Annotated in this window: 31 protein-coding genes, 1 tRNA gene and 1 pseudogene; 18 read left to right on the forward strand and 15 right to left on the reverse strand. The window is 57.8% G+C overall.

Annotated features, from left to right (window positions below):
- Positions 1-411: 411 nt before the first annotated feature.
- The 4 genes and pseudogenes from NKH22_RS03080 to NKH22_RS03095 all read left to right on the forward strand — a co-directional run bounded on the left by NKH22_RS03080 (position 412) and on the right by NKH22_RS03095 (position 4,157).
- Complete coding sequence (locus tag NKH22_RS03080; RefSeq protein ID WP_352908920.1) at positions 412-741, forward strand: hypothetical protein; 330 nt, start codon at positions 412-414, stop codon at positions 739-741.
- 437 nt (positions 742-1,178) lie between these two features.
- Positions 1,179-1,634, forward strand: coding sequence for a hypothetical protein (locus tag NKH22_RS03085; protein ID WP_352908921.1), 456 nt, complete (start codon positions 1,179-1,181; stop codon positions 1,632-1,634).
- A 131-nt stretch (positions 1,635-1,765) separates the two neighbouring features.
- Positions 1,766-1,834: pseudogene (locus NKH22_RS31505) on the forward strand (SEC-C metal-binding domain-containing protein); the annotation flags it as partial.
- Between the two features lie 1,942 nt (positions 1,835-3,776).
- Positions 3,777-4,157, forward strand: coding sequence for a calcium-binding protein (locus NKH22_RS03095; RefSeq protein ID WP_352908925.1), 381 nt, complete (start codon positions 3,777-3,779; stop codon positions 4,155-4,157).
- Between the two features lie 148 nt (positions 4,158-4,305).
- Here NKH22_RS03095 and NKH22_RS03100 read toward each other — a convergent pair whose 3' ends face one another.
- A complete protein-coding gene (locus NKH22_RS03100) occupies positions 4,306-4,563 on the reverse strand; it encodes a hypothetical protein (RefSeq protein ID WP_352908926.1) in 258 nt (85 codons plus the stop codon).
- Between the two features lie 219 nt (positions 4,564-4,782).
- Between NKH22_RS03100 and NKH22_RS03105 the strand changes: the two genes are divergently transcribed.
- From NKH22_RS03105 to NKH22_RS03115, 3 genes are all read left to right on the forward strand, one after another.
- The gene (locus tag NKH22_RS03105; RefSeq protein ID WP_352908928.1) at positions 4,783-5,034 is read left to right on the forward strand and encodes a DUF1515 family protein; all 252 of its coding nucleotides are present in this window, start codon (positions 4,783-4,785) and stop codon (positions 5,032-5,034) included.
- Between the two features lie 108 nt (positions 5,035-5,142).
- Positions 5,143-6,012 (forward strand): hypothetical protein, encoded by an 870-nt coding sequence (locus NKH22_RS03110; protein ID WP_155929729.1) that lies wholly within the window; start codon positions 5,143-5,145, stop codon positions 6,010-6,012.
- Between the two features lie 11 nt (positions 6,013-6,023).
- On the forward strand, positions 6,024-6,224 hold the full coding sequence (locus tag NKH22_RS03115; RefSeq protein WP_031205796.1) for a hypothetical protein: 201 nt from the start codon (positions 6,024-6,026) through the stop codon (positions 6,222-6,224).
- A gap of 450 nt (positions 6,225-6,674) precedes the next feature.
- Here NKH22_RS03115 and NKH22_RS03120 read toward each other — a convergent pair whose 3' ends face one another.
- Complete coding sequence (locus tag NKH22_RS03120) at positions 6,675-6,899, reverse strand: hypothetical protein (protein WP_352908930.1); 225 nt, start codon at positions 6,897-6,899, stop codon at positions 6,675-6,677.
- A 140-nt stretch (positions 6,900-7,039) separates the two neighbouring features.
- On the opposite strand from NKH22_RS03120, the gene NKH22_RS03125 reads away from it, so the two are divergent.
- A complete protein-coding gene (locus NKH22_RS03125; RefSeq protein ID WP_352908931.1) occupies positions 7,040-7,315 on the forward strand; it encodes a hypothetical protein in 276 nt (91 codons plus the stop codon).
- A 127-nt stretch (positions 7,316-7,442) separates the two neighbouring features.
- Here the strand turns inward: NKH22_RS03125 and NKH22_RS03130 are convergent, their stop codons facing one another.
- A complete protein-coding gene (locus NKH22_RS03130) occupies positions 7,443-8,054 on the reverse strand; it encodes a class I SAM-dependent methyltransferase (protein WP_352908932.1) in 612 nt (203 codons plus the stop codon).
- 232 nt (positions 8,055-8,286) lie between these two features.
- Positions 8,287-8,487, reverse strand: a complete 201-nt coding sequence (locus NKH22_RS03135) for a hypothetical protein (protein WP_023753269.1) — start codon at positions 8,485-8,487, stop codon at positions 8,287-8,289.
- Between the two features lie 1,370 nt (positions 8,488-9,857).
- On the opposite strand from NKH22_RS03135, the gene NKH22_RS03140 reads away from it, so the two are divergent.
- Positions 9,858-10,019: a hypothetical protein gene (locus NKH22_RS03140; RefSeq protein ID WP_352513214.1), complete on the forward strand. Its 162-nt coding sequence runs from the start codon at positions 9,858-9,860 to the stop codon at positions 10,017-10,019.
- 505 nt (positions 10,020-10,524) lie between these two features.
- Here the strand turns inward: NKH22_RS03140 and NKH22_RS03145 are convergent.
- From NKH22_RS03145 to NKH22_RS03185, 9 genes are all read right to left on the reverse strand, one after another.
- The gene (locus NKH22_RS03145; protein ID WP_352908979.1) at positions 10,525-10,788 is read right to left on the reverse strand and encodes an SOS response-associated peptidase family protein; all 264 of its coding nucleotides are present in this window, start codon (positions 10,786-10,788) and stop codon (positions 10,525-10,527) included.
- The gene (locus NKH22_RS03150) at positions 10,730-11,125 is read right to left on the reverse strand and encodes an SOS response-associated peptidase family protein (RefSeq protein WP_352908980.1); all 396 of its coding nucleotides are present in this window, start codon (positions 11,123-11,125) and stop codon (positions 10,730-10,732) included. The genes NKH22_RS03145 and NKH22_RS03150 overlap by 59 nt, the downstream gene beginning before the upstream one ends.
- Before the next feature lie 167 nt (positions 11,126-11,292).
- Entirely contained in the window at positions 11,293-12,345 is a 1,053-nt protein-coding gene (locus tag NKH22_RS03155; protein WP_352908933.1) for a DUF2806 domain-containing protein, read from the reverse strand.
- Positions 12,346-12,412: 67 nt separating this feature from the next.
- A complete protein-coding gene (locus tag NKH22_RS03160) occupies positions 12,413-12,733 on the reverse strand; it encodes a hypothetical protein (protein WP_352908934.1) in 321 nt (106 codons plus the stop codon).
- 204 nt (positions 12,734-12,937) lie between these two features.
- A complete protein-coding gene (locus NKH22_RS03165) occupies positions 12,938-13,144 on the reverse strand; it encodes a hypothetical protein (protein WP_352908936.1) in 207 nt (68 codons plus the stop codon).
- On the reverse strand, positions 13,141-13,416 hold the full coding sequence (locus NKH22_RS03170; RefSeq protein WP_023736627.1) for a hypothetical protein: 276 nt from the start codon (positions 13,414-13,416) through the stop codon (positions 13,141-13,143). Before NKH22_RS03170 ends, NKH22_RS03165 begins: the two co-directional genes overlap by 4 nt.
- 99 nt (positions 13,417-13,515) lie before the next feature.
- The gene (locus NKH22_RS03175; protein ID WP_023736626.1) at positions 13,516-13,929 is read right to left on the reverse strand and encodes a DUF6074 family protein; all 414 of its coding nucleotides are present in this window, start codon (positions 13,927-13,929) and stop codon (positions 13,516-13,518) included.
- A gap of 656 nt (positions 13,930-14,585) precedes the next feature.
- Positions 14,586-15,416 (reverse strand): DUF3102 domain-containing protein, encoded by an 831-nt coding sequence (locus NKH22_RS03180; RefSeq protein WP_352908937.1) that lies wholly within the window; start codon positions 15,414-15,416, stop codon positions 14,586-14,588.
- Positions 15,417-15,578 carry a hypothetical protein gene (locus tag NKH22_RS03185; RefSeq protein ID WP_023736624.1) on the reverse strand — a complete coding sequence of 54 codons (162 nt, stop codon included), beginning with the start codon at positions 15,576-15,578 and terminating at the stop codon, positions 15,417-15,419.
- A 185-nt stretch (positions 15,579-15,763) separates the two neighbouring features.
- On the opposite strand from NKH22_RS03185, the gene NKH22_RS03190 reads away from it, so the two are divergent.
- The 3 genes from NKH22_RS03190 to NKH22_RS03200 all read left to right on the forward strand — a co-directional run bounded on the left by NKH22_RS03190 (position 15,764) and on the right by NKH22_RS03200 (position 17,670).
- Positions 15,764-16,291 (forward strand): hypothetical protein, encoded by a 528-nt coding sequence (locus NKH22_RS03190; RefSeq protein ID WP_156933251.1) that lies wholly within the window; start codon positions 15,764-15,766, stop codon positions 16,289-16,291.
- An 11-nt stretch (positions 16,292-16,302) separates the two neighbouring features.
- Positions 16,303-17,508 (forward strand): tyrosine-type recombinase/integrase, encoded by a 1,206-nt coding sequence (locus NKH22_RS03195; RefSeq protein ID WP_502908561.1) that lies wholly within the window; start codon positions 16,303-16,305, stop codon positions 17,506-17,508.
- A gap of 72 nt (positions 17,509-17,580) precedes the next feature.
- A tRNA-Ser gene (locus NKH22_RS03200) sits at positions 17,581-17,670 on the forward strand.
- 147 nt (positions 17,671-17,817) lie between these two features.
- Here NKH22_RS03200 and NKH22_RS03205 read toward each other — a convergent pair.
- Complete coding sequence (locus NKH22_RS03205) at positions 17,818-17,979, reverse strand: hypothetical protein (protein ID WP_023691300.1); 162 nt, start codon at positions 17,977-17,979, stop codon at positions 17,818-17,820.
- A 186-nt stretch (positions 17,980-18,165) separates the two neighbouring features.
- On the opposite strand from NKH22_RS03205, the gene NKH22_RS03210 reads away from it, so the two are divergent.
- A complete protein-coding gene (locus NKH22_RS03210; RefSeq protein WP_023668952.1) occupies positions 18,166-18,357 on the forward strand; it encodes a DUF3606 domain-containing protein in 192 nt (63 codons plus the stop codon).
- Positions 18,358-18,704: 347 nt separating this feature from the next.
- Here NKH22_RS03210 and NKH22_RS03215 read toward each other — a convergent pair whose 3' ends face one another.
- Positions 18,705-19,457, reverse strand: a complete 753-nt coding sequence (locus NKH22_RS03215) for a hypothetical protein (protein WP_348529830.1) — start codon at positions 19,455-19,457, stop codon at positions 18,705-18,707.
- A gap of 408 nt (positions 19,458-19,865) precedes the next feature.
- Between NKH22_RS03215 and NKH22_RS03220 the strand changes: the two genes are divergently transcribed.
- From NKH22_RS03220 to NKH22_RS03240, 5 genes are all read left to right on the forward strand, one after another.
- Complete coding sequence (locus NKH22_RS03220) at positions 19,866-20,255, forward strand: sugar 3,4-ketoisomerase (RefSeq protein WP_352908940.1); 390 nt, start codon at positions 19,866-19,868, stop codon at positions 20,253-20,255.
- A 43-nt stretch (positions 20,256-20,298) separates the two neighbouring features.
- Positions 20,299-21,519: an FAD-dependent oxidoreductase gene (locus NKH22_RS03225; RefSeq protein WP_352908941.1), complete on the forward strand. Its 1,221-nt coding sequence runs from the start codon at positions 20,299-20,301 to the stop codon at positions 21,517-21,519.
- A complete protein-coding gene (locus NKH22_RS03230) occupies positions 21,520-22,446 on the forward strand; it encodes a glycosyltransferase family 2 protein (protein ID WP_023805179.1) in 927 nt (308 codons plus the stop codon). It begins immediately after the preceding gene.
- A gap of 119 nt (positions 22,447-22,565) precedes the next feature.
- Complete coding sequence (locus NKH22_RS03235; RefSeq protein WP_032904882.1) at positions 22,566-22,973, forward strand: DUF930 domain-containing protein; 408 nt, start codon at positions 22,566-22,568, stop codon at positions 22,971-22,973.
- 262 nt (positions 22,974-23,235) lie between these two features.
- Positions 23,236-23,895, forward strand: a complete 660-nt coding sequence (locus NKH22_RS03240; RefSeq protein ID WP_023668959.1) for a TerC family protein — start codon at positions 23,236-23,238, stop codon at positions 23,893-23,895.
- The last annotated feature ends 92 nt before the right edge of the window (positions 23,896-23,987 follow it).

Here is a 23,987-nt window from a genome sequence, read left to right on the forward strand (position 1 = left end):
TCCGTTCGGGCAACGAACGCCACCCCCTATTATCCATGGCAGCGCCGATGGTTGACTTGGCGATGGGCAACGCTCTAGAGAAATGAACCGCAAGCTGGTCCGGAAGGACAGGTATCATTCGATACCAACTGTCGTTCACTGGGTCGGTTGATGTTCCTAGATGATTGAAAAGTCACGTTGGAGGGATGGCCGAGCGGTTTAAGGCACCGGTCTTGAAATTCGGTCATTCACGTCCCTTCCCATCCCACTACGTCCTTCCAAGTGCCGTCTTTTCAAGGCGTTGAGGCGGCGCCCATACCTTTCAATCCCGCCTCGTACCTTCGAGTGCTACGCAGTTTAGTTGCAAAAAGCGTAGCAGTTTGTTGCGGAATTGTTCTGGCTACACATGCTGGCCTATGGAGGAAGATGACAATGGTTTTAAGCGATCTCCTGTTTTTCTCGCCGGTCATCCTTGGCGGCGTCGGCATGATCCTGTCGAAGGTTCCCGACATGATCGACGCCATCACAGGCGACCACGGGCAAGCCGACTTCGAACGGTTCATGATGGATGCCGGCCGGCGCGGTCTCAGCTACTCGGATTCCATGCGGGAACTCGATATCAGGACCATCTTCGCGCGGCTTCGCCGTGAGGCCAGCGGCGCCGTCGCCATCGATGTCCAGAACTGGGCAACATCCTGGAGGCCGCCGTTCAGAAATGCCTCGCCGACAACCCGCAACATGATCGCGAGCTCAAGGCCATGATGCAGAGCCTATCCTACGGGCACATCTTGTACCCAGCGGAGGCGGCCATGGTCGATGATCTCTACAGCGGCTTCCGGCGGCGCCGTGGCCGGTTCACCATCGACCAGCAGGCCGCCCTACGAATTATTGGATAATGGCGTCCAGCCTCGATTCCCGACTCGGTGTAAGATAGTCGTGAAATCAACCGAAAGACGACCATGAAGGTGCCACCACCCCCACCTGCCGGATGGGGCGAGGACAAGCTCACAACGTCAACCAATTCGCCACCATTCACAATAAGCCGGAGGCAGTCGCCGACCTTATTCACATCGATGCCATGTTCAATCGGTTCCTGAATGGCTCGCTCAATCCCCGACCGATGATGCCGATGCAATTCCTGCTTCGGTCCCATGCCGCCTACCGGGTCTCTGTCAGTCTCGCCATGGCCGGCCAGCTTTATGAAACGCAAGCAACGTTGCGCCTCTGCCTTGAACACGCTTCATATGGATTTTATATCGGCGACGACAATCAGCGCTGGAAGCGTTTGGATGTCACGACACGACAGCGTCGCGGACAGAAGAAGTGTCCGCAACGAGTTCACCGCAACCAAGATCCTGGCGCACCTGGAATCGGCCGCGCCGAAGATCGCGTCGGTGTTCTCTCACCTCTACGAAAACGCTATCGACTTCGGAGCGCATCCCAACGAACGCGGCTTCTCAATGAGCACGTCAGTGGAACACGCCCAAGATCGGGTTCACTTAAACACGATCTATTTGCATGCGGATAGCTTGTCCTTCGATCTCGGCATCAAGACGGCTGCACGCGTCGGCCTTTGTGCTCTCATGATTTCCAGATTGATCTATCCTCTGAGAAGCTCAAGCTTCTCGGCATCCATGACGAGATCGACATCATGAAGACCCGCTATTAGATCTTGGAGCGGCGCCCCGACAGGCTCCGAGCGCCGCCGCGCTGATTGTGCCCTCATTGAGTTCTGCCCGGCCTTCTTCGCTGCTATATTGGGGAAAGGGGGGACAATCGAATGACCAAAATCGGGCGCAACCAGCAATGCCCTTGCGGAAGCGGCAAGAAGTACAAGCATTGCCACGGTGCGTTTCCGGCGCCGCCTTCGATTCGTCCGATGAAGCTGACAAAGCTTTTCGACCTCGATGCCAAACCCACTTCGGAGGCTGCCGAACACCTACGCATTCAACAGCAAGGCCGGGGCAAACAGATCCAGTCATTTGAACATGCCGGAAGGCGCTTCGTAATTGCGGGAGAGATGATCTATTACTCGTCGAACTGGAAGACGTTCATCGATTTCCTTTCGACTTATCTGGTTCGAAAGCTAGGGAAACAATGGTTCCAGAGCGAGGACGCCAAACCCCCTGAGGAACGCAGTCCTGTTCTCCTCTGGTATCATGCGGTCAAAGCCCAGGAGGCCGCCCGTGGCGCCACGCCCAAGGTCGTGCAACATGTCAATCTAAGCGGCGCCGCCTGCTGTCTGTTTGGCCTGGCTTACAACCTGTATCTGCTCGATCACAATGCCGAGCTACAAGAACGGTATCTGCATCGACTTCGGAACACCGGGAACTTCCAAGGCGCTTACTACGAACTGATCGTCGCCAACATCTTGATTCGGGCAGGATTCACCCTTGAATTGGAAGACGAAACCGATTCCAGCACGAAGCATTGTGAGTTCTCGGCGACCTCGCGGAAGACTGATCGCAAATATTGGGTCGAAGCCAAGATGCGCGCTGTGCGCGCCCATCTCGGGAAATCGGCCTGTGACGGCGTCCCAGAGACCGAACGCGACGCCACAAGTCGCATGACAACTCACATAAGGGAAGCGCTGGCCAAGCCGGCAGACGGTGAGCGGCTGATATTTGTGGACCTAAATTGCACTGTCGTGAACACTGCCAAAGGCGAGCCCGACTGGATGGACAGGGCAGTTCGCAGGCTGGACAGCAGGGAAAGAGACCTGGCTGAAGGTCAATCAGCATATGTCTTCGTCACGAACATAGCGTTTCATCGATATCTCGACGGAGAAGCACTGCACCGCCAGGCCCTGGCCTACGGCCTTGGCATGCCGGATTTCAGCAAGCCCGGCGCACGCCGCATCCTGGAAATGTACAGGAACAAGCAAAAGCACATAGACGGCTACGACATCATGGCGCTGTTGCAGACCTACCCATCCCTCCCATCCACTTTTGACGGCAGCTTGCCTTCCGACACATTTGGGGACGTTAGATCGTTGAAGGTTGGTGAGACCTATTTCTTCGATCAGATCGACGGCGGCACCTTCGCCAAGGTCACATCCGGTGTTGTGCTAGAAGCGGAAAAGCTCGCGTATGTCATGGTCACCCCCGCCGGCGGCGAGACTATAGTCGTAAGCTACCCTCTGACCGACGATCAGCTGACCGACTACAAAAACCATCCTGATGTGTTTTTCGGCGAGATCAACCGCAACGGGAGGACAACCGACAACCCGCTCGATTTCTTTGAATGGCTTCTCGGCAATTATCTCCAAAGGTCCAAGGAGCGAATCTTGGACGAATTCGCGGCTTCCCCTGATATCAACTGGCTGGCGACGTTGCCCAGGGACAAACTCGCCGAGATTGTGTGTGAGCGCCGAACCATCTCGTTCATGCAAACGGCGGCGCCGCAATCACTTCGCGACAAACCATCAATGGAAGAGGATTGAGCCCCGAAAGCGGTCGTAGGCGCCGTGGCTCAATGCTTCCTGTGACCTCAATTGCCAGCCGGCCCGGCATGTAGGATGAGCGCTTCCTGGCGGCAGCGGAGGCGTGCACAAAACCCCGCTTCTGGATTGCCACTGCGAAACACCACCGCGCGCTTCGTGAGGTCCATGAACCGCTTTGAAATCGATTGAGAAGATCACCGGCGAGAGAGCCGGTTCATCTAGTGGCACGGGAGGCCCGGCTGTGCTGCATGGCGGCCCTAAAATCGTGGCCACTGTGTTGCCTTCACACCTTTTTATAAGCTCATTGTGGAATGGATAGTATTATGCAAATCTCTCGGAAACCGGGGGGTTTAAAATGTTAAGGCATCGCTTGTTTTTGGTGTCTGCAACGCTCGCAATGTCGGGCTGCGCTGCCGATTACTTAAACAACTACGATACCCTGACTTTGGCAGCCGGAGATGCCAACAGAACCAATTTGCTTTTGCAGACCGTGGACCCGTTTAACCCGAACAGTCAGAACACACATATCGAAGGGAATGGCGTCCGGTCGGCAGCTGTGGTGAACAGCTATCGTGGTGTCGCTCCCGGTGCTCTCGGCAAGGTTCCGAATAGCGGCGTCGATTTAGACTGTGCCGGCGGGAAGGGAAACAATCCTGTCGTTCAAGGCCCGGTAGCTGTCGGCCCATCTGATCCCAACGGGCTCGATCGGAACCACAATGGGGTCGGCTGCGAGTGAGGCATCGGCGCTACAGTCTGCGCTACGCCGGAATTCTCATAGCAGCATTTGGCGGCGCAACGCTCGGCAATTGCCGAACGCGAGGCGCGGGCGGCGGGAACTCGCGATCGACAATATCCACACGGCCATATCTGAGCGCAGACAGCAATTAACAGAGATCGGGAAACCGCGCCGCGTCCTTAAGGCACGTAGCCCTCGCAGATTGGCAGAAAGACGCTGCCGGATCGTATCCTGACTGTTTGCAGAGTAGGATCGTCCGTTCCAGCACGATGTGATCAAACTCATCCTTCTTAGCCTGCTTTTCCGATACCGACTTTTGGTAGGCGCCAGAGGCCGATGTCCAGATGAATTCGCCGATGAAAATTGAGGCCGCGAGGCCAACCAGTGCGAAAACGAGATTTTTCATACCACTCCCCTGACCTTGATCGGGGAGTTCAGAACATCTCACGCAGGAGATGCGCCGCAGCCTTTAGGCTTTCGCCCTGGACATGCGCCGCGGCCTCCCCGACCAAGTCGGAGAGAGCGGGTGACGGCTGCTCTTGCGCCGCTGCGTGAAGGGTTCTGACGCCCCTGAGCGTTCGCTCAGATGGCGTTATAAAGGTCGTTGACGCCTCTGCCAATGCTGATGCGCCAGCTTTACCTTTTGGTGCGTTGCTCGAAACTGGCGGGCTGCAGGGCGGAAGGTGCGGTTTCATCGCTCAGCGAAGAAATGACTGAGGCGAAGGTCGTAACAGCCGGAGTCACCCGGTGGAAGCTGATGGGGCTCGGGGCAGTTGGTGTGACTGGCATGGCAGCGGCGGCCTTAGCTTCCTTGGTCACTGCCTATTGGACGGATATCTGGCGAGTGCTTCGAGGCGGGTGGCAATTCTGGACGTAGAAGACTGAACGAAGTACTGCGCGCACTAAACTGTGGAGGTTGATTTTTTTGCTGGCGCGGGATTGCTGGTAGAAATAGAAGTCCCTTAGGGACGGGAATCAGTTTCATTTGGCCAAACAATTGGCAACATCGCGGGATAGCCAGCCGATTGAGCTTTGGCTTGCGGACAGCTACGGTCGTGGCTACCGGTTCAGGCGATACGTCTGGGGATTTTACTACAATAGGATGCCGCGCGGCTTCCGAGTAATCGGACTGACACATTGGTTGGCAAAAACCGGGTTGGCATCGTCTGCGCCTGCAATTGCCTTCTTTTACGGGTCTGTCGGCGCTGCTACAGCCGCCATAGCAGCGGCCGCTATTTTCCTGGCCAATTCGATTGTGGCGGTTCTCGACCGCCTATCTCAGGAAAAGTCTTCGGGAACGGGCCAAGCGCAGACCGAACTGATGGTCAGACTCGGCGACTTGCTGACAGGTATGAAGGGCGGTCGCGCTGTTAGCCAAGCCGACAGGGATGACGCGATCCGAGCTTGCCTAGGCATCTTGGAGAATTACGCCCGTTTGGTGACGCGATCAAAAAAGGGGGATATCTCCGTCTCCCTCGTCCTTTTTGCAGGCAACAGCACGTCTCGCATGAAGGTCCGGCATAGAAATCCCGGGAATGAGCGTCCGACCAATAGAGAATTCGACGCTTCCCACTTGCTTGGATATCACGCCTGCCTTCGTGGAACAGAACCTCGAGTGGTCCATGACCTGAAAAAGTTCAAGGGAAAAAGCCTGGTAAGCCCCACGCAAACCACAGTGAATTATCGCTCGATTTTTCTCATTCCTGTCGTGACTCGCCGGGGAGAAAACGACGAGAAGATTCGTGGGTTTATCTCAATTGATTGTCCGCGGCCGTACGCGTTTTACGGGAACCGATCAAGTGTGCTAGTAGTTACGTGTGAGCCTGTTCTCAGTCGCATCAACGAACTGATTTAAAGGGCACAGAGATGGCAACTTCGATGCAGAACATAGGAAATTTGCCGCCCGCATCAAGACATTCACGCCGGCTGGAGGAGTTGCGGGAGTCGGCTGCTGAGATCCGGAAGCGTCATGCGGATGGAAAAATCTCGGCGCTGGAGGCCGCTAAAGAACTCGACAGCCTAGCCAAGAAATACTCCAGTTTTCTGGAGCGGTTGCTCGACATCTAGGTGCAACCCACCGCCTTCGCCGCTCGTTGGCCTATGCTGCTCGTTCCAGCAACTCCAGACCGATTGCCCGCCGGCTAATGCAGGTGGGCTTTTTTATGCCGCCTCGGAACATCGTCGCTCTGAGGCTGTTCGGTCACACCCGGCTCGTTATGCAGCGGTCCCTGCCGGTGACCAAGATGGCCCCTCACTCATCATGGTCGGCCCGCGCTCGGAAGCAAGCGCGGGCCATCCCTGCACAAGCCCGGCGTCCCCAGATGTCAGCGGGCTTCTCATCGTTCTCTGTCATTGCTGTGTTGTCGGTGCGCTACCGCTTCTTTGAATGCGCGTGCTGCTGCATCGCAAGCGACACGTGAGGAGCCGTTCACGGACAGGATGATTTCGGCTGCCTTCACTGTCAAACCGTGTTTCTCGGCGAACTCTGCGGCTGTGTACGCGCGTTGGGCTTTTTCACTACTCCGCATTTCTGACTCGATATGCCGCTTCCGCCTCGTGTAAGCGCTGGCGGGTCCGTTGCAGGGTGTGGTGCATGCTCGCCAAAAGGCTAATGGCGTCGGTCGTTGGACTGCCTTCGTGATTCAGCAAACCAACGACTATATCTTGCTTGGAAACGATGCTCTGGTTGTGAGCGAGTTGGCCCATCAAATAAATGAGCCGGATGTCTGCCGGTGTCGGCATGGCCTTCTCCCTGGTCGGGCGAAAGCCTGATGATCGCTCCCAAGCGCCTCGTGCCTGTTTGTTTTTGGTTTTTGGGGGCGACCGCAACAGTGTGCGCTCGTTAGCAGGCAATGGCAACCGGCTAGGCAATTGCAGCATCTATGGTGGGCGCGGCCGCCTTGGCATTTGCTCTGATGACGGGATCGGCCTTTGCCGGTAGCTCCACCGGCACGTCAGCCCTCGACGATCCTGCGAAAATGTCTCCTTTCTTCACCGACGCCGGCATGAAGACCATGAAGTCTGAGGCCGAAGCGAAAGCCGCCTGGTCGGCTATGTCTCAGGAGGATAAGGACGCGGTGATGAAGGACTGCGCTGACGCAGATATTGCGAAGGCCCATGAAAATTTCTGCAAAGCTGCGATGATGATGGGAAAATAGGCCCGTGAGCCCGCTGGCTCCCCGGCCGGCGGGCTTTTTTGTGCGGCCCAGGAACATCCTCGCTCTCGCCGGCAACACGAGCCCGCTGGCCTTGGTCGGCGGGTTTTTTTGCATCTGGCGCCGAGACCTATCTTCGTTTGCCTGTCACAAGGAGCCAAGCGGTTTCCGTGCTCGGTCTCCGCACTTCAGGATCGCTGAACCCTGCGTCTCGCAAGGCAGCAATCACCTCATCCGGCTCGCGAGGTGTGAAAATGTCGGCCGGCATGTTCATCCGGTCCATATGCGCCTTCGGGAGAAAGCCAAGCACGACGCGACCGCCTGGTTTAAGGACGCGAGCGAGCTCTGCGGATCCAGCTCTAAGGCTTTGCCAGAAGTACACTGTGTGGACGCTGAGAGCCTTGTCGAATGTGCTATCCGGCAACGGCAAGTCCTCGACTAGCCCGACTCGGAACTCGGCTCGTCCGGCACGAACTGCATCGGCGAACCGGTGGGAGGCAGCGTTCACGACATCCTGCGAGCGATCCACACCGCAAACGAATGCTGCCCCACGGAGAAGTTGCGGCAGTAAAACTGCGCCGCCGAAACCGACCTCCACGGCGCGATCTTCCGGGACCAGTTGCAATTCATTGAGAGCGTAGCCATTGAGCCGAGCATTCCCCCGGTTCATGCCAGCCCGGACCAGCCAGCCGCCGATTCCGGTCGGCCAAGACAGTTGTTTAGCTATGAACCTTGGCGCCATCCGATCCAACCCTTGTTGGCATAAGGCGCTCCTCGGGTGGACAACTCGCCCGCATCGGATCAGCCGCCTCTATTTCACCTCATTATCCGATGAGAACCCCGAGATTATCAAGTCGTGCTTGGATTGGCGCCAAATTCTCCCGATGACGCCCATCGGTTCCGCCTGTCGAAGCTGAAGACAGCAACGGTCGGGCCCGTGCTTTCCTTGCTGGGGTGACGCGGGCCGCCGTCGCTCAGCCTTTGCGCGAGCCGGTGATGATAGACGCGAATTTGTTGCTGCTGCGGGGCAGACCTACCAGTTGGCGGAGCTCTTCGCATAGCTCTCTCGCGTCTTGGCGCGAACACTCGCAGCGATAGCGCAGGATTGTAGCCTGTTCAGTCAAGTCCTGCTGAATGTCGTTCAATTCGGCCAGCTTCCGTTCGATAGAACTCATCTAGGTATCATGCGCCTAGAAGTGGCCGCGCGCAAACGCTGGTTCGATAGCGATGCCCAGTTGGGTTGTGCGCTCTTAGGCGTCGAATTCCAGCGGCTGGTGCTCCGGTAGGTCCTGCCACATCACTTGGTGGAACTCGGGACGGTCTCCCCGTTGCGCGCAGTGTGGCGCGCATAGAAATGCTCCTTCTCCCAGTCAGGGTCATGTGGCTTGCCGGAAATGCGGTCCGAGGTCGGCCATTCTGGTCATGCCCGACCGAACCCGCCGCAGCGGCAAAGAGTTTCCGGAAAGGCGTGCCTGTTATCCGATCGCCCGCTCGCATTTTCGTACCATCTATTCCCGACTTCCATTAGCATCCCCTCATGGCAACTCTGCGGTACGGCGTAAGGCGGGAACCGGATGGGACATGGACGGTGTTCGACGTGTTCACCGGGCTGCCGGCTATTTTAGCGGGCCACCCATCTGTCGACCTTCCCGACATGGAGTATGCCGAAGAGCTGGCGGCCATCCTGAATGCCAACGAGCTGTAGCAGAGGCTATCGGGAGGTTCCCCTGGAGGGTTCGCCTGACTGAGGTGGCATGACAAGATAGCCATTCGCCAGCCTTCGTACTGCCCATCCAGGATGGTTGTCCGATCCGAAAGCATCTGTTTATTGAATCCCAACTACCAAGGTCTTAAATCGGCTTGCCATTGCTTTTTGTAGGCAGGATGCGGTGGACAACGTGGTGCCAATCCGAAAGGCGTTGCCTCGCGTGGAAGTGGTCGGAGCCAGTGGCGAATGGGTCGTTCGCATCATTGAAACTGACCAGGAAATTACACGATCATTTGGGCTTGGAATCGTTCGCCCTGTCCTTCGCGGAAGGCCAGCGGATACGCCTGCATCTCGACATGGTTGTGCGGCTTTAGCTGACTTCGATCAGCGGGTTTTTTGTTTGAGGTGTGGAAGGGGCCGGCGATGAGGCTGTCGCATGGCAATGTGCCTCGCCATTGAGTAAAACTCGTATAACATTCTTTATTGCAGCGAGGGCGTCGGCCGGCTTATTAATGTGGCGTTTACCATTGCCTTTTTGGGAGGATGTGATGGTTACAACGCCCATAGATATCGCTCGCGCGGCCGCTGCCACTACGACGGCCACCTTGCTGAAGTGGCAGAAGTCCATGGAGCAACGCGCCACTTTTCGCCAGAACATGGATCAATCGCGCAGGGCGATCCAAGCCTCACGCGAACTGTTGAAGCGCCTTCGGCAAGCTCAGCGCGAGGACAATAGCGTCGCGGAAGCGCCAAAGGATTAGCCGCCAGGGCAGACGGTGAGCTGGAGGTCCGGGGAACCTTGTTGCCGCAAACCGGTTTGGGTTGCGGAGCAGGCTCATGGAAAAACAGCGTCAGGGAATGGAAGTGGAAGCACTCGCCGCACGATTGGCGAAAGAGACAGGTGTTTCCGTAGAGCAATCACGTCAGCTCATCGAACTGATCGGCACTGACTGGAATTCCCTACTTCGTGAGGCGCGGCTTCTTAAGGACGCGCATTAGCCGGTCAGCGCAACCGGCACGCCTGCAGCAGCTCCGCCTCGTCCTTAATCCCATTCTGAAAAAGGAGGATGACTCCCCAAGCCAGAGCTTCCCTTTGTTCGCCGTCGTCTCGGGCGATTTGGGGCCGACGTGCGGCCTGGTTGAAGGTCAAAAGCTACATGGTGGAAGAATACGATTTGCTCGGCATTGAGCTCGAACACCGCAAGCCGGGGCTGACCGCGCGACGGCGAATATGTTGGCTCCGCCTCATCAACGGCGTCGCAAGAGCCGCGATTGACTCAGGACGTGCCGGATATGGAATGAGCACGTTGTCCGACATTCAAACCTCCTAAAGAAATCGCTCGCCTTCGCTGCGGTGCTTCAGACAAAACCAGTGTGCTAGCTGCCGCGCTCGGGCAGCCTCCATCCTCGCCGCAGCCCGGGTGCTTACACGCATGATTGTCGATCCGTCGGCGATCGCGCGGAATCGGTGTCATCCCTTCGACAAGGCGGCTCGGTTCGTCGCTCATAACGGGTTGATCGGCCCGACCAGGCCGGGATGGTCGTTGGGCAGCTTGTTGACGGCGCTCGTATTCACCTCACGCCCAACGCGATTGAACTGCAACTGACCGTCGATGTCGTGGCTGAGAATCTCCTGGAGGCTGTCCTTGGGCGTCGCCGGGTCCAGCCAAGCGTCGTAGTAGGCCTGGTCGAGAATGAGAGGCTGCCGATCATGCAACTGCTTCATCGGGTCTGCGGCAGGCCTTGTGATGATGGTGCAGCTGGTTATGTCGAGATTGGAATTGTAAGCCCAAAGGCCGGCGAACGAGAAAGGCGCGTGGCCTGGGCTGGTAGATGTGCCAAGGGTCCTTCTTGCCGTCGGCTGGCGATATCGTCCACTCGTAGAAGCCATCGGCAGGGATCAGGCAGCGCTTGGACTTGAAGGCATCGCGGAAGGCGGGCGCTGTATCGATGCCCTCTATTCTCGCATTGAACATCGCCGCCTTCGGCATTTCCTTCGCCCAGAAGGGCACCAGCCACCAGCGCCCTTCGCGGAGCTGAGAAGCCGCACTGGCGTTGCTAACCACCGGGAACAAGGCAGAAGCAGAAGCGCTTGAAGAAGCCATGGTCCAGGACGGGGTTGAGGCGCGGATCGAAGAGATCACGCCGAAGGCAAAGCGCTAGAGCCAGCCTGCCCATTCCAACAAGCGATAAATCAAGCCACCGACAACTGCGAACGGCGCGACGATGAGGGCTATGGTGATGATCAGGCGGGCGTCGCCGGGAAAGCGGCTCATGACGGTGACTCTTCGGACCTAGCAATTATAGTTCGGATCGGACTCATGCTCTGCCCATCCGGCGACAACCCATAAGTACGAACATCTAATTTGGACAACACGACAGAAATTTCGGTGGCCAGCCGATCAAGAGCCGTAGCGGTATTATCTGGTAAAATCGAAGCGACGGCGACGCCTTCCGCTGAAAGAACATAGACCGGAACTGTCGGCATATTATTTTCGATCAGTACGGTCTTTGTGGCATCTCCAAAAACACCTATCGGTTCTGAGGTTCGCGAGACGGTGATCGCCCATTCCCTCCCGAATGGCCACATCCACAAATCTTTCCCGTCGGAATCCTGAGTCTCGAAGGAAAGTCTTCTCTGACCTAATCCAGGCTCCACCAAAAGGTCTGCACCCGTAAGTTTTGCGACTTCCGCGAAGTCAAGTTCTTTACTCAATATTTTTGGAACAACGTTATCAAGGCGATGTTCACATAAGGTTTCAAATAACTTGGCGGTCTGGGGGTCTAACTCATCCACTATCCGGAGCACTTTTGCAGAAAATGTGTTGGGTGTCCGTATTTCTTGGGCAAGGACTCGGCCCCACTTCTCCCTAAGTTCCTCGGTTGTCGCAGCTTCTGCGAAACGATCAAATCGGCGAACAAAGGCCTCATCTAGAGTTTCCGATCCGGATGTAGCTTCGCCTTCTGTTGGCGGCTGGTTTCGAAGGTCTTCGACGGCCTTGGCGAGGACCGCGTCCTTGTTTTCCTGTCCCGCGAACATGGAATCTAAGTGACTGCGTATAGCTCGTTCAGCGAAATCTGGATCGGTTTTGAGGCGTTCAAGCCCCAAAGCTGCAACTGTCTCAATTGCAAGAACTCGGCTATCAGAAACTGCCCTGCGCTCAGCGACCTTGGCTTCTATTGGCGCATTCATCAGTTCAACTAAATTTCCCCCCAACCGATCTACCGCAGCGACAAACCGGCTCTTTGCGCTGGCCTTTACACCTGTAGGCGTCAGTTCCGCCGAGACCGAAGTTTCCTTGTCGAGATGGTCATCCTTTTTCATTTTGCCCTCCCAGAGCGAAGGCAAGAGATCATCAACTAGATAAAGAAGCAATTAGTGGAAACTGTTCTTAGACGCCTAGTCTGGCGGCCATCTTTTGCGCCGCTGCCGTCGCCTTGTCGATATCACGGCCAATGGCAAGCAGATGGCGCTGGCTACTTGTGAAGTCACTCTCCCTGCAATCGATCACAGCACGCTTGAACAGACCTCGTAAAACGGCGATGCGTGACCGGGCCGAAATCAGATCGCAGATCGGTGGGATATCTGCTTCCGAAACCGGATTCCCGGCGGCCTTTCGGATCGAAATTACCCTATGGAACTCGGCCTTTTCGGCCCGGGTCAGCCAGCGCGGCGCGGGAAAATCAGGAGTCTTGAGATCGGTCTTGGTCATGGCGATGATCTTGTCGTTTGCGAAACAGCCTTGAGCAGTAAAAAAATGTGTCCGGGAGGGCAGCTGCGGTCGGCGTGCGTTGCCTGATGTCCACATTTTAATGCCCCCCACCCCTCCAGAGGCGCCGCCGCGCTGGCGTCACAGCGCGGCGGCCAGTGGCCTGAGAGGAGGGTGGAACGACCCAGGCCAACAACAAGCTTGATTTCAATGGACCGGAAATTTCCGTTTGACCGCATCGACTGAGCGCTTGAACCAGGCTTCAATCTGGATGCTGTACGCGCCCAAGCGTTTGCTCTTCTCGCTATCGCTTAGCCCCTGCTGTGCCAAGGCGGCCTTGTATCTCTCGAGGACACTATCGGCGGCCTGACGGAAGGCAGTCTGGCAGATCGTAACCACTTCGGCGGGAGTCATAATTTCACCGCCTTGGCGCGGGCTTTGCCTACGGGCTTGGCACCCTTTGGCGACCCGGCGGCGAGTTCCAACAGCGTCACGCGATTACTCAGCAACCTTGTTTCTTGAGCAACCAGCTGTTTCATCACGTGACTTATGTCTGCCAGAAGGCTGGTGTCATAGTTGTCGGATGGTGAAATCGACGGCCCACCGCCTTTGGCCAACAGCCTGGCCAAGGAAAGAAGGGCTTCAAGCTGCCCATCGTCATTGGGTGTTTTGGAAATCGAGCGCATCTAGGGCGTCCCATGTTTTGAGGGGGTTCGCTCCTAAGCTTTCGCTTTGTAACATAGCAAGAGGGGCGGTGAACTGCAAGGTTCGTTGATACAGTGGCGCTAGTGAAGATGTTGCGCGACCGTTGTCCGCGACGCGGGTTTGGTCGCATTCGCTCCCGCACTGCCCTCCGGGCATCGCTCCGCTTCGCTGCGCGGCCGCGACAGAGGTAGGATGGTGGCACTTCGCTTTTGATTCTCGATTTGAGGGATTTTTTTATAGCCGAGCACAAAGGCATTCACCGCGCTTTTGTATGCTCTCATCTCGGCATTGATTTGCTGTTGCTTCAGGCCATCGTGCCGTAGCTTCCCCCGCATTTTGGCGATGTGCTTCTTCCAAAACCGCGTGCCAGTTTCGGGCGATATCAAGCGCAACGCCGTGGCGCGCACGAGCGCGGCGCGGCGGTGCAGCGGGAAGTATGTGGTGCTGCATATCGGCTTCGCTTCCGGTCCTGGACTGAAGAGGCTCAACTGCACATTGGCTCCGTTGGCACTTAAAGGTCCCTCCACGGTAGGGGGAGCCGTGGGGGGTAACATCGATATTATCCTGGGGGGGACCGTGGAGGGTTCACTCCCTCGTCGGGCGGCCCTCGGTGCTTGGAAGGACGATCCCGTCAGGCAGTGATTTTGGATACGATAGCTGAAGGATTCGGGATCTGAGAGAATGACCATTACTTGTGATGCGTGGACCCCGCTTCGATATGAGCACGCCCATCGCTATGGCTTGCTTAACAAGGCGCTCCATCACCACAACGGAGCGCTCCGCAAGGCGCGCCAACCGCTTATTGGTTGCTGTTGTCGTGCCACTTTTCCACACGATTACAAATTTCATGAGATTGATGAGTTTAAAGCTGGCGTTGTGAAGGCCCGCTACTTGCTTGGACACGTAAAGCCATGACTCGAAAGCTACTTGACGTGTAGCTGCTGTTTTAGGCCATTCAAGCCGAATCGATGGCACTGGCGCGATTTCACGGTGTTTCCCTGTAAGCCACTTGGGCTTATCTTCAGCGCGTTGGGCTTCGGCTTGGTCGCCGGCCGAGGCGGACCTGTCGCGAGGGCGGAAATGCATTTTGAACTAGTCCTCAAGATCATTCATCGTTGCGCCGGCACCGTTTCCGGGTCGCGTTTAGTTGTCATTGATCGCAGTAGTAAAGTTCGGACAGCATCATGATCCTGGGCGTCACGTTCTTAAACACCCTGTGGATCGTGTCCGCTTTGCCTTGAGCACGCTGCTGTTTCCAGAAGGCTTCACAGGTGGAGTGCTCTAGGTCCCGCAATGCTTTCATCGCCACAACCAATGACGCAATGCTGTCGATTTCGTCGGTACTTGGTTCCTGGTCGTGAACTTCAGCGGGGTCATTGATTTCGCGAACGGCACCGTGAATGCTGTCGGTAGACGGTTCCGGGTCTGGACCAGGGTGTCGGAGCTCCGGCGCGTCAACCTCCTGCATGGATTCGATTTCGGCCTCACGCTCCATGGTGGCGATGGCGTCATCATCCGCCTGCCTCATCGCGGCCCGATGCGCGGCCATCGCCTGATCGTAGGTTGCCTTGGTCACCAGCTCGCCGGCGTCGATCCTGCGGTCGATCTCGTCCCTGACCTCCGATGGCGTCTTTGGTGCCGCGAGGAGGTAGAGGGCTTCGGCTGTCACCTTTAAATCCGCAAGGCTTGCGTATTTGTCCGCATAGACCTCAGCTACCCCCATAAAATTCTGGGCTGAGCGTTCGCTCATTTTGAACTCGGCCTTGATCCATTTCATAAAATGGCCGTGACCTACGCGTTCCTTGATATCGATCAGGTCCAGCCCGATCCCGATGATGTCTTCAACAGTGCGGCGCATCCGCAATTTGATACGCGTGGCGGCTTCGCGTACCGCGATGGTGTCCACGTCATTTAACCCGAAGTAGTTGAACGCGCATTTGGCGCTGCTGTCATCGTACAGATCGGGATCGACGCGAGCCATTTACGCGCCCTCGCCTTCCAACAGGCCCAGGCGCTTTGCCTCTTTGGTGACGGCAACCAATTTCAGGCGGCCCATCGTCAGAACCTGAATGTCACCGCGCGCGGCGGCGCTGTAAGAGCCGTTGCGGGACAGATCCAGGAAAATCTTGCCGAAGATCGTCAACGGCAAAGTCGGATGCTCAAGGGCTTCCTTTACAGTCTCGGGTTGTGGCGATCTCACGATTGCACCTCGAAATGTTATTATTTGGCAGTGCAATCGGTGATAGGAAGGGACGAAAAAGGTCAATAGGTGTTGCAAAGTTTTTTGTGTCATTATAGGGAATTGGCATCACATTGGGAGCGGACGGGATGAAATCGGCGACGCCGCGAGGCGGCAAGAGCGAAACGCTCACAATCCGACTTGATCCAAAATCCCGCTTCGTTGTCGATTATCTATCACGGCTCACCGGTGCGACCATTACGAGCACGATAGAGCGCGCGATTTTCGTAGCCGCCTCAAACGCTCCGATTCCTGGCAATCCGGCGACCCCTGCGGAGACAACTTGGCAAGACCTTTGGGATGTCTCTGAGGGTATCCGTGCCCTTCGACTAGCGGCTCAACCGGAATTGTATCCAACCGATGAGGAGGAACGACGCCTTCGCTTCGCACAGGAACATTGGGCGTTGTTCTTCACCAATCACGATTGCAAGACGCCCATCCGGCAGAACGTCGATGTCCTCTGGCCAGATATCGATCAATACATCGCTATGCAGAATGAGGAAAAGGCGACCAACTATTTCGGAGCCAGCAAGGCGATGCATGCCGCACTTGTGGCGGCGAAACTGCGAGTGCCGGATTGGTTCGATGGGCGGGCTAACGGCGAAGAGAATTTTTAGGGGATACAGCAGTGAAGGGCCATCTCAGAGAAAGGTCGCCGGGGCGATGGGCGATAATCTTGGATGTCGGCGAGCGAGATCCGAAAACGGGCAAAAAGAAACGGAAGTGGCACAGCTTCAGCGGCGGCAAGCGCGAAGCTCAAAATGAATGCTCCCGTCTCATATGCGAAATTACCAAAGGCCAATATGTCGAACCGACCAAGCAGACCGTGGCCCAGTTTCTTGAAGAATGGCTCTTATTCATCAAGCCGTCGGTCGCACCGAAAACCCATGAACGCTACACTGAGATATGCCGCAAGGGGCTGACGCCGCTCATCGGCGATGTGGTCCTTTCTAAGCTGAAAACGGACCGTATTGATGCGGCCTTTACAACGGCGCTGACGGCGCCACGCGTCGACCACCGCAAGAAGAAAGATGGCGCGCCGTCGAAGCCTCTTGCGCCGTTGTCCCCCCGCACGGTCCACCACTACCGAAGAGTTCTGGTCAAGGCGCTGGGCCAAGCCGTGACCTGGGAGCGGCTTACTCGCAATCCAGCCACGGCGACGACGCCGCCGAAGGTCGAACGCAAGAAGATGCTGGCATACGATGTGGTGCAGACAGCCAGCATGTTGGACGCCCTCCGGCCGACGCGCATGTTTATTCCCATACTCTTGGCTGTGACGTGCGGCTTGCGCCGTGGTGAGATTCTTGCGCTACGCTGGCGCCACCTTGATCTTGGAGACAACAGCCGGCAGATGTCGATCCAGGAAAGCGCCGAGCAGACAAATGACGGCGTTCGCTACAAGGAACCGAAGAGTGGGCGGGCCAGGACGGTGGCGCTATCTGCTAGCACAGTCGCTGAACTAAAGGCGCACCGCGCGCGGCAGGCTGAGGAACAGTTGCGCCTTGGTATTCGTCCGGATGCCGACAGCTTCGTTGTCGCCCAGGTCGATGGCCAGCCGCTACAGCCTCGCTCCCTCACACATGAGTGGGTGCGCGTTCTCGGCAAGACCTCCCTACCCCGAATCCGGTTCCACGACTTAAGGCACTCGCATGCCTCCCAGTTGTTATCGGCAGGCGTCCATCCAAAGATCGCGAGCGAACGCCTCGGGCATTCCGGCATCGGGATCACGTTGGATTTGTATTCGCATGTGATGCCCGGGATGCAGGCCGATGCAGCGGAGCAAGTTGACGTGGCATTGCAGGCGGCTATAAGCAGCCAGCGAAAAGCCAAATAGTTGCAAAGTGCGTAGCAAAGGCACAATGGAGATTTCTTGGCGCAGGGAATAACGTAGTCGGATCAATACTTTGGAGGGATGGCCGAGCGGTTTAAGGCACCGGTCTTGAAAACCGGCGTGGGTGCAAGCCCACCGTGGGTTCGAATCCCACTCCCTCCGCCAGATATTTGGCTACCGTGCTGAATTGCCTCTGTATTTTCAAAGAGGGCCAAATCTTTCCTAAGTTATTCCTAACTTCCTAAAACGAAGAAGCCTGCCACCGCGAGGCAGCGGGCCAGCGTGAGCGCAAACGTTGCGCCAGCCTCAGGATCAACGTTCGTCCTGGCGATAGAGCCGTTTGGTCGCGCGGTCGCTTTCCATGCGTTCTGCAGGACCACGGTGGCGTCGGGTCATAAGAACGTATGCCATCAATAGGGCCAGCAACAGTGGCCCACCAGCAACGACGATCAACCACATCACACTTTCAAACATGAGGCATCTCCTTCACGTCACAACCGTCAAGGAGAAGAACCGTTCCGTTCAAAGTTACAGCAACACCAGCACCTCCTGCGACTGAGGGCCGTTTTCCCATGTGACCGTTTCGGAAATCCGGGCTCCGCTGCAACAAAAGGCTGCGGCTGCACGTTGCGGTTGATCATTCAACCAGGAGCAAAGCAAATGGCCGACGACAAAACGAAGACGGACTTCCGCGATCGGGACCGCGTCTCTGCCGATGAGGATTATGAAGTCGAGTATTTCGCCACCAAGGCCGGCATCACCCCGCAGCAGGTCAAGGAATTGATCGCGAAGCACGGCAACCGACGCGAGACGCTGGAGCGGGAAGCGAAGGCTCTGGGGAGCGGTAGGTAGGCCGGCATGCCAGAGTACCAGGTGGAAGAGTGGCATGGAGAGGAGTGTGTCTCAACTCAGGCCACGAGCGCCGATGATCCGTTATCTGCGGTAGAGAAGGTCACGGGCCAAAGGGTGTCGCCTAGAGCGCTTCAGGAGCATTGGTTTCGTGTGGTCGATGAAGATGCGCGAAGCACGCATGAATTCAGCCTTGAGGACGGCGGCCCGGCTGGAGATTTCGCAAAATAGCCATGACCAGAATCTCGGACCTGCATTGGGACCAACGCTGCAGATAGGCGAGAAAGGTGCAGCCGCCGGGCGGACCCGACGGCTTATCGTCGATTGGATCGCTGCCGCCGCATGGGGCCTTAAGGCGCGGCCGGCGCCAGCTTGGCGGCTACTTGGTCGATCTTGTCGGCAAGTACGCTATTGGCCCAATCTGTCACCTCAGGGTCAACGGGCTTGTTGGCCATTTGGGCAAGGGCTGCATCGATCGATGGGACGTTGGCAGCGGCAGCTGTGGCGGCGGTCTGAGCAGCGGCCGCATCCTGGGTGGCGTCATCGAGCGCTGCCTGTGCTGCATCGAGGTCGGCCTGCGTCGGGACATCTTCGGGCAGGGTATTCGGGTCAGCCGCTTTCGCATTCAGCGCGTCGAGCGCCGCTTTGGCGTCGGTAACCGCCTGATTAGCGGCATCGAGCGCCGATTGAGCGTTCTTGGCTATTGCCGACTGTGTCACAAAAGCCTGCACGCCAGCGAAGTTCTTGCTCTTGGAGTGCATAAAGGCGTTGGCGTTGCGCTGCAGCGAGTTCAACCGGCCGAGCTTGGCATGGATATTCTTTTCCTTGGACACAGAAGGGGTAGCGGCCTTGGCGACCTGGCCCTTAGGGGCCTGGCCCTTGGCGGATGCCGACTTGCCGACCGAACCGCCGCCTCCGCCATTGCCGCCAGCATTACCGTTTCCTCCGCTATTGCCATTGCCATTGCCGTTACCATTGCCATGGCCGTTACCATGGCCGTTGCCACCAGCAGCAGCCAGGGCCGGCGACACCAGAAGCGAGAACACCGCAAATGCAGCAAAAAGGGTCTTTCGGGATGTCATAACTACCTCCGAGATTGCCACCGCCACTAACCGCTATAGCGGGCAACATGAGGAATCGCTAACACAAAGGGTAAACTTGGATATAGCTGTGCTTTCATTGCGAGAACGAAGCGGCCGGCCGGCGAAACGCCAACCAGCATAACTCTTTGAAATTGCTGAAGTAGATCACCCTCCTTGGAACCGGCCGGCCTTCCGAACTCAAAGGTCCTAGACCGCTCGGACCAAGGTCTTAAGCCGTGGTTTCGGCCGCGACTCAGAAGTCGTGACGGCGCGGCGACCTTCGGTAGTCGGCACCTATCGGCCTGAGGCCGAGCTCGACATCGATCCGCTGCAGTGTCCCCAAAACACCGCCGAAGTGGTTGTATTCTGCCTTTTGATAAAAGCGCTAGTCTGAGGTAAATTTCGACCGGCATCTGGCGGGCTTACGTTATGCAGCATCGAACGTTCTTTGGCGGCAAGGTCACCGAGATCCCCACTTCGTTACATAGCGATCCCAGGGGAATACTGACCGCTATCGAGTTCAGCGGTTACAATTTCCAGGCCGTGCGGGCGTTCATCGTCACCGCGCCGCGCGGCACGTCGCGGGGCGGACATGCACACGGCTCGGGCCGGCAATTGATGATGCAGCTGTCGGGCGAGATCGGCATCGAATTTCGCTACCAGGAACAGGTCGAACGGCTGACGCTCACCGCATCGAACCGCGCGGTGCTGGTCGATGCCGCGGTGTGGGCGCTGCAGACCTATGAAGGCGAGAACCCGGCTTTGCTGGTTTTCTGCGATACCGAATACGACCCTGAAAACTACGTATCGAACCCCTGATGACACTCATCGCGAAGGGAGAGGCCGCGATGCGCGCCAGGACATGACAGCGCCTCGCGGCAAAATGGCTATTCTCGGCGCCGGCATCATGGGCGCCAGCCTCGCTCTCATGATGGCCCGCAGAGGCTACGCGGTGTCCCTCTTCGACAAGGAGAGCGAGCCGATGGCCTGCGCCAGCCGTTGGAACGAGGGCAAGATTCATCTCGGCTATCTCTACGGGAACGATCCCTCGCTGCTGACCGCCCGGCATCTGCTTTCGGGAGGACTGTGTTTCGGCAGGCTTGTTTCCGAGCTGATCGGAAGCAATCTGGAAGCGCACACGACCTTTTCGGAAGACCTTTATCTGGTCCATCGCAACTCGATCGTCGCTGCCGAGGCGCTGGGGGCGATCTTTGAACGTGTGGATGTATTGGTGCGCAGCCACGCTGACGCCACCAGCTACCTTGCCGACGTATCGGCGGCGCGATCGAATCGGCTTTCCAAAACTGAATTGGCCGATGTCACCAACTCGGACCAGATCGTCGGCGGCTTCCAGGTGCCGGAGCGATCCATCAACACGCGATGGGTTGCCGACCGGCTTTGCGCCGTGCTTCGGGGTGAACCCAACATCAGCTTGCGAATGGCGGCCAAAGTCCTGTCGGCAAAGCCGGTGGACGGAATTGACGGGAAATGGCGCGTGGCGGTCGCAGGCGAGAAAAGCGAGGCGTTCGACATTGTCGTCAATTGCCTATGGGAGGGGCGGCTGGCTGTCGACCGCACGGCCGGCATCGAGCCGGTTCCCGGATGGTCGCACCGCTACCGGCTTTGCCTGTTCGGCCGCACCAGCCAGCCTGTCGATGTGCCGTGCGCGGTCGTCGCCCTTGGCCCATTCGGCGACATAAAAAACTATAACGGGCGCAACTTCTATCTCTCCTGGTATCCGAGCGGGTTGCTTGCGGAGAGTGGCGAATTGTCGATCGAAACGCCACAAGCGCTCGATGCCGACGCACGACAGCGGTTCATCGGCGACGTTCGCGCCACGCTCACTCGGTTGGTGCCCGTTGTTTCCAGCATGTTCGACGATGCCGAGGAGCTTGAGGTACGCGGCGGCTTCGTGTTTGCGCAAGGGCGTGGTTCGCTCAGCGACCCGAAAGCCACGATCCATCGCCGCGACCAATTCGGGGTCAACCGCCTGGGCAACTACATCTCGGTCGACACAGGTAAATATTCGACGGCGCCGTGGCTTGCCGACAGGCTGGCGCGGCAAATCTGCGGGATCGAGTGAATGGGTGAGACAGAACAGGGCGGCGCGAAGCAGGTAGCGCAGAAACAAGTCGAGCTTCGATCCGGCTGGCGGCCGAAGGTCACCGCGCTGGTGCCATGCTACAATTCGGCGGCATTCATTTCGCGTACGCTGGACAGCCTCGCCGCGCAGACCTGGGACAATATCGAGATCCTGGTCGGCGAGGACAATTCGACCGACGCGACATTCGAGATCGTTTCAGCCTTCGCCAGCGGCCGCGACGATGTCCGAATCCTGCGCCGGGACAAAAACCTGGGATGGCTGAAGAACTCCAACGATCTGATGGCCAATGCCAGCGGCGAATTGATGTTCTTTGCCTTCCATGACGACGTCATCGATCCAAACTATATCGAGGCGCTGGTGCGGGCGCTCGATGCCAATCCCGAGGCCGTACTGTCGTTCAGCGATGTCGAAGTGATCGAAGTCAGAGGCGAAAGTGCCACGTGGAAGTTCGACCTGCTGGAGGGCTTGCAGGACGGTTTTGCGCGTGGCCGGGTGATGGCGCGCCAGCCGCATGGATGGTGGGTTCCCAATCGTGGGATATTCAGGGCCTGGGCGTTCCACCGTAGCGGCGGGATCAAGCCCAACACCCAAGGCGAATTCAGCGCCGACTGGACCTGGCTTCTGCATCTGTCGCTGCTCGGCGGCTTTGTCCGCGTGCCGCAAGTGCTCTGCCACAAATACTATCGGGCGGGCAGCATCAGCCGGCGCTGGGAACGCAACAGCACCCAACGAAGGGCATTGAGGGCGGCGGGGATAAGGGAGGTCTGGCACAGCGAGGCCGGCCTTGCACAGAGAACCTTCCTCGCTGCCTATATCGCCTTGCGGCCGTGGCGGTGGCTGCCGCGATCGCGAGAAGCGGAAAGACGGGGAAACAGGCAATCGGTGCATGGCAGCCCGGACAATTAAGAATGGCGCCGGCGACGTGTCAAAGCGGCTGCGTCAAGACACCCTGCCCGGCCAACGACGATTTCCGCGCATATCCGGCTGCCCCAAAATGGCACTCCGGTTGATTTTTCACGCGAGTTATGGTCGTTCTCCCGCCCATGAAAAAACTATTCCTTGCGGCGCTGGCCTCGGTGACGCTGGCCTGGCCCGCCCACGCGATGGACGCCGCCCTGCGCGCCGGCCTGCTGAAACTCGACCCGGAGACCCGGCTGGAGCAGAGATGCGACGCCGAAGTGCTCGACCGCATCAGCCATGACGACCACAAGTACAAGGCAGACCGCGTCGTCGCCTACGCCTTCGCGACGCCGGAAATGAAAGCCGATGTCATCCGCAGCCCGGGTGCTGCCTTCCGCAGCAAGGGACAGTGGTACCGGCTGAAGTTCAAATGCGAGACGGCGCCGGACCATATGGAGGTTCTGCAGTTCCGTTACCGCATCGGCGACGAGATTCCAGAAGCCGACTGGGCGAAGTACAATCTCTACGACTGAATTCGCTGCGACCAGAATTCTCTCTGGCAGAACGACCTTCCCTATTCCCGTGGCTTTCAGCGTCGGCCGTTAGAGCGGTTCAGCTTTTTATGGAGCAGCTGACCCACTCTAACTCTTTGTTTTTGCATAATTCCGGACGGAAAACCGCTACGCACTTTTCCTGGAATTGCGCCGGCAGTCTCTTGACGCGCGGGAACCATACACGTTAGGGCGTCGGCATATCCGACGACGAACACGCCGATACAGCAAGGGGCTCCGGTCGATGGACATTTTCAGCGCAGCAAGCATGACGGCCCTCCTCCAGGTCATCGCCATCGATCTGGTGCTTGCCGGCGACAATGCCATCGTCATCGGCCTTGCCGCCGCCGGTCTGCCGGTCGAGCAGCGCAAGAAAGCCATCCTGATCGGCGTGTTGGCGGCGACTGTGCTGCGCATCCTGTTTGCCGCCGTCACCGTCAAGCTTCTTGCCATTGTCGGCCTGCTGCTGGCCGGCGGCATCCTTTTGTTGTGGGTGTGCTGGAAGATGTGGCGCGAGCTGCGGACGTCGCATGCCGACGAGTTCGAGGCGACCGAGGCGCTCTCCGATTCCGACCTCAACAGCGACAGAACGGTGGGTGGCAAGGCGCCGCGCAAGACGCTCGGCCAGGCGGCCCTGCAGATCGTCGTCGCCGATGTTTCGATGTCGCTGGACAATGTGCTGGCGGTCGCCGGTGCGGCGCGCGATCATTTTCCCGTGCTTGTCATAGGCCTGGTGCTGTCGATCGCCTTGATGGGCTTGGCCGCGAGCTTCATTGCCAAGCTGCTGCATCGCCACCGCTGGATCGCCTATGTCGGCTTGCTGATCATTCTCTACGTCGCGATCGATATGGTCTATCGCGGCGTTGTCGAGGTCTGGCCGCATGTCAGTCCTGTGGTGAGCTGACGCTGCCGGTCCCACAGCTTCTGTAGCAGCATGGGTATCTGCCGGAGGCAGTGGTCGCGTTCGCCGCAGCCGCTGCCCATACCAATGCCGCA

The organism is Mesorhizobium sp. M1252 (genome assembly GCF_040318265.1).
In the GTDB taxonomy this organism is placed as follows: Bacteria; Pseudomonadota; Alphaproteobacteria; order Rhizobiales; family Rhizobiaceae; genus Mesorhizobium.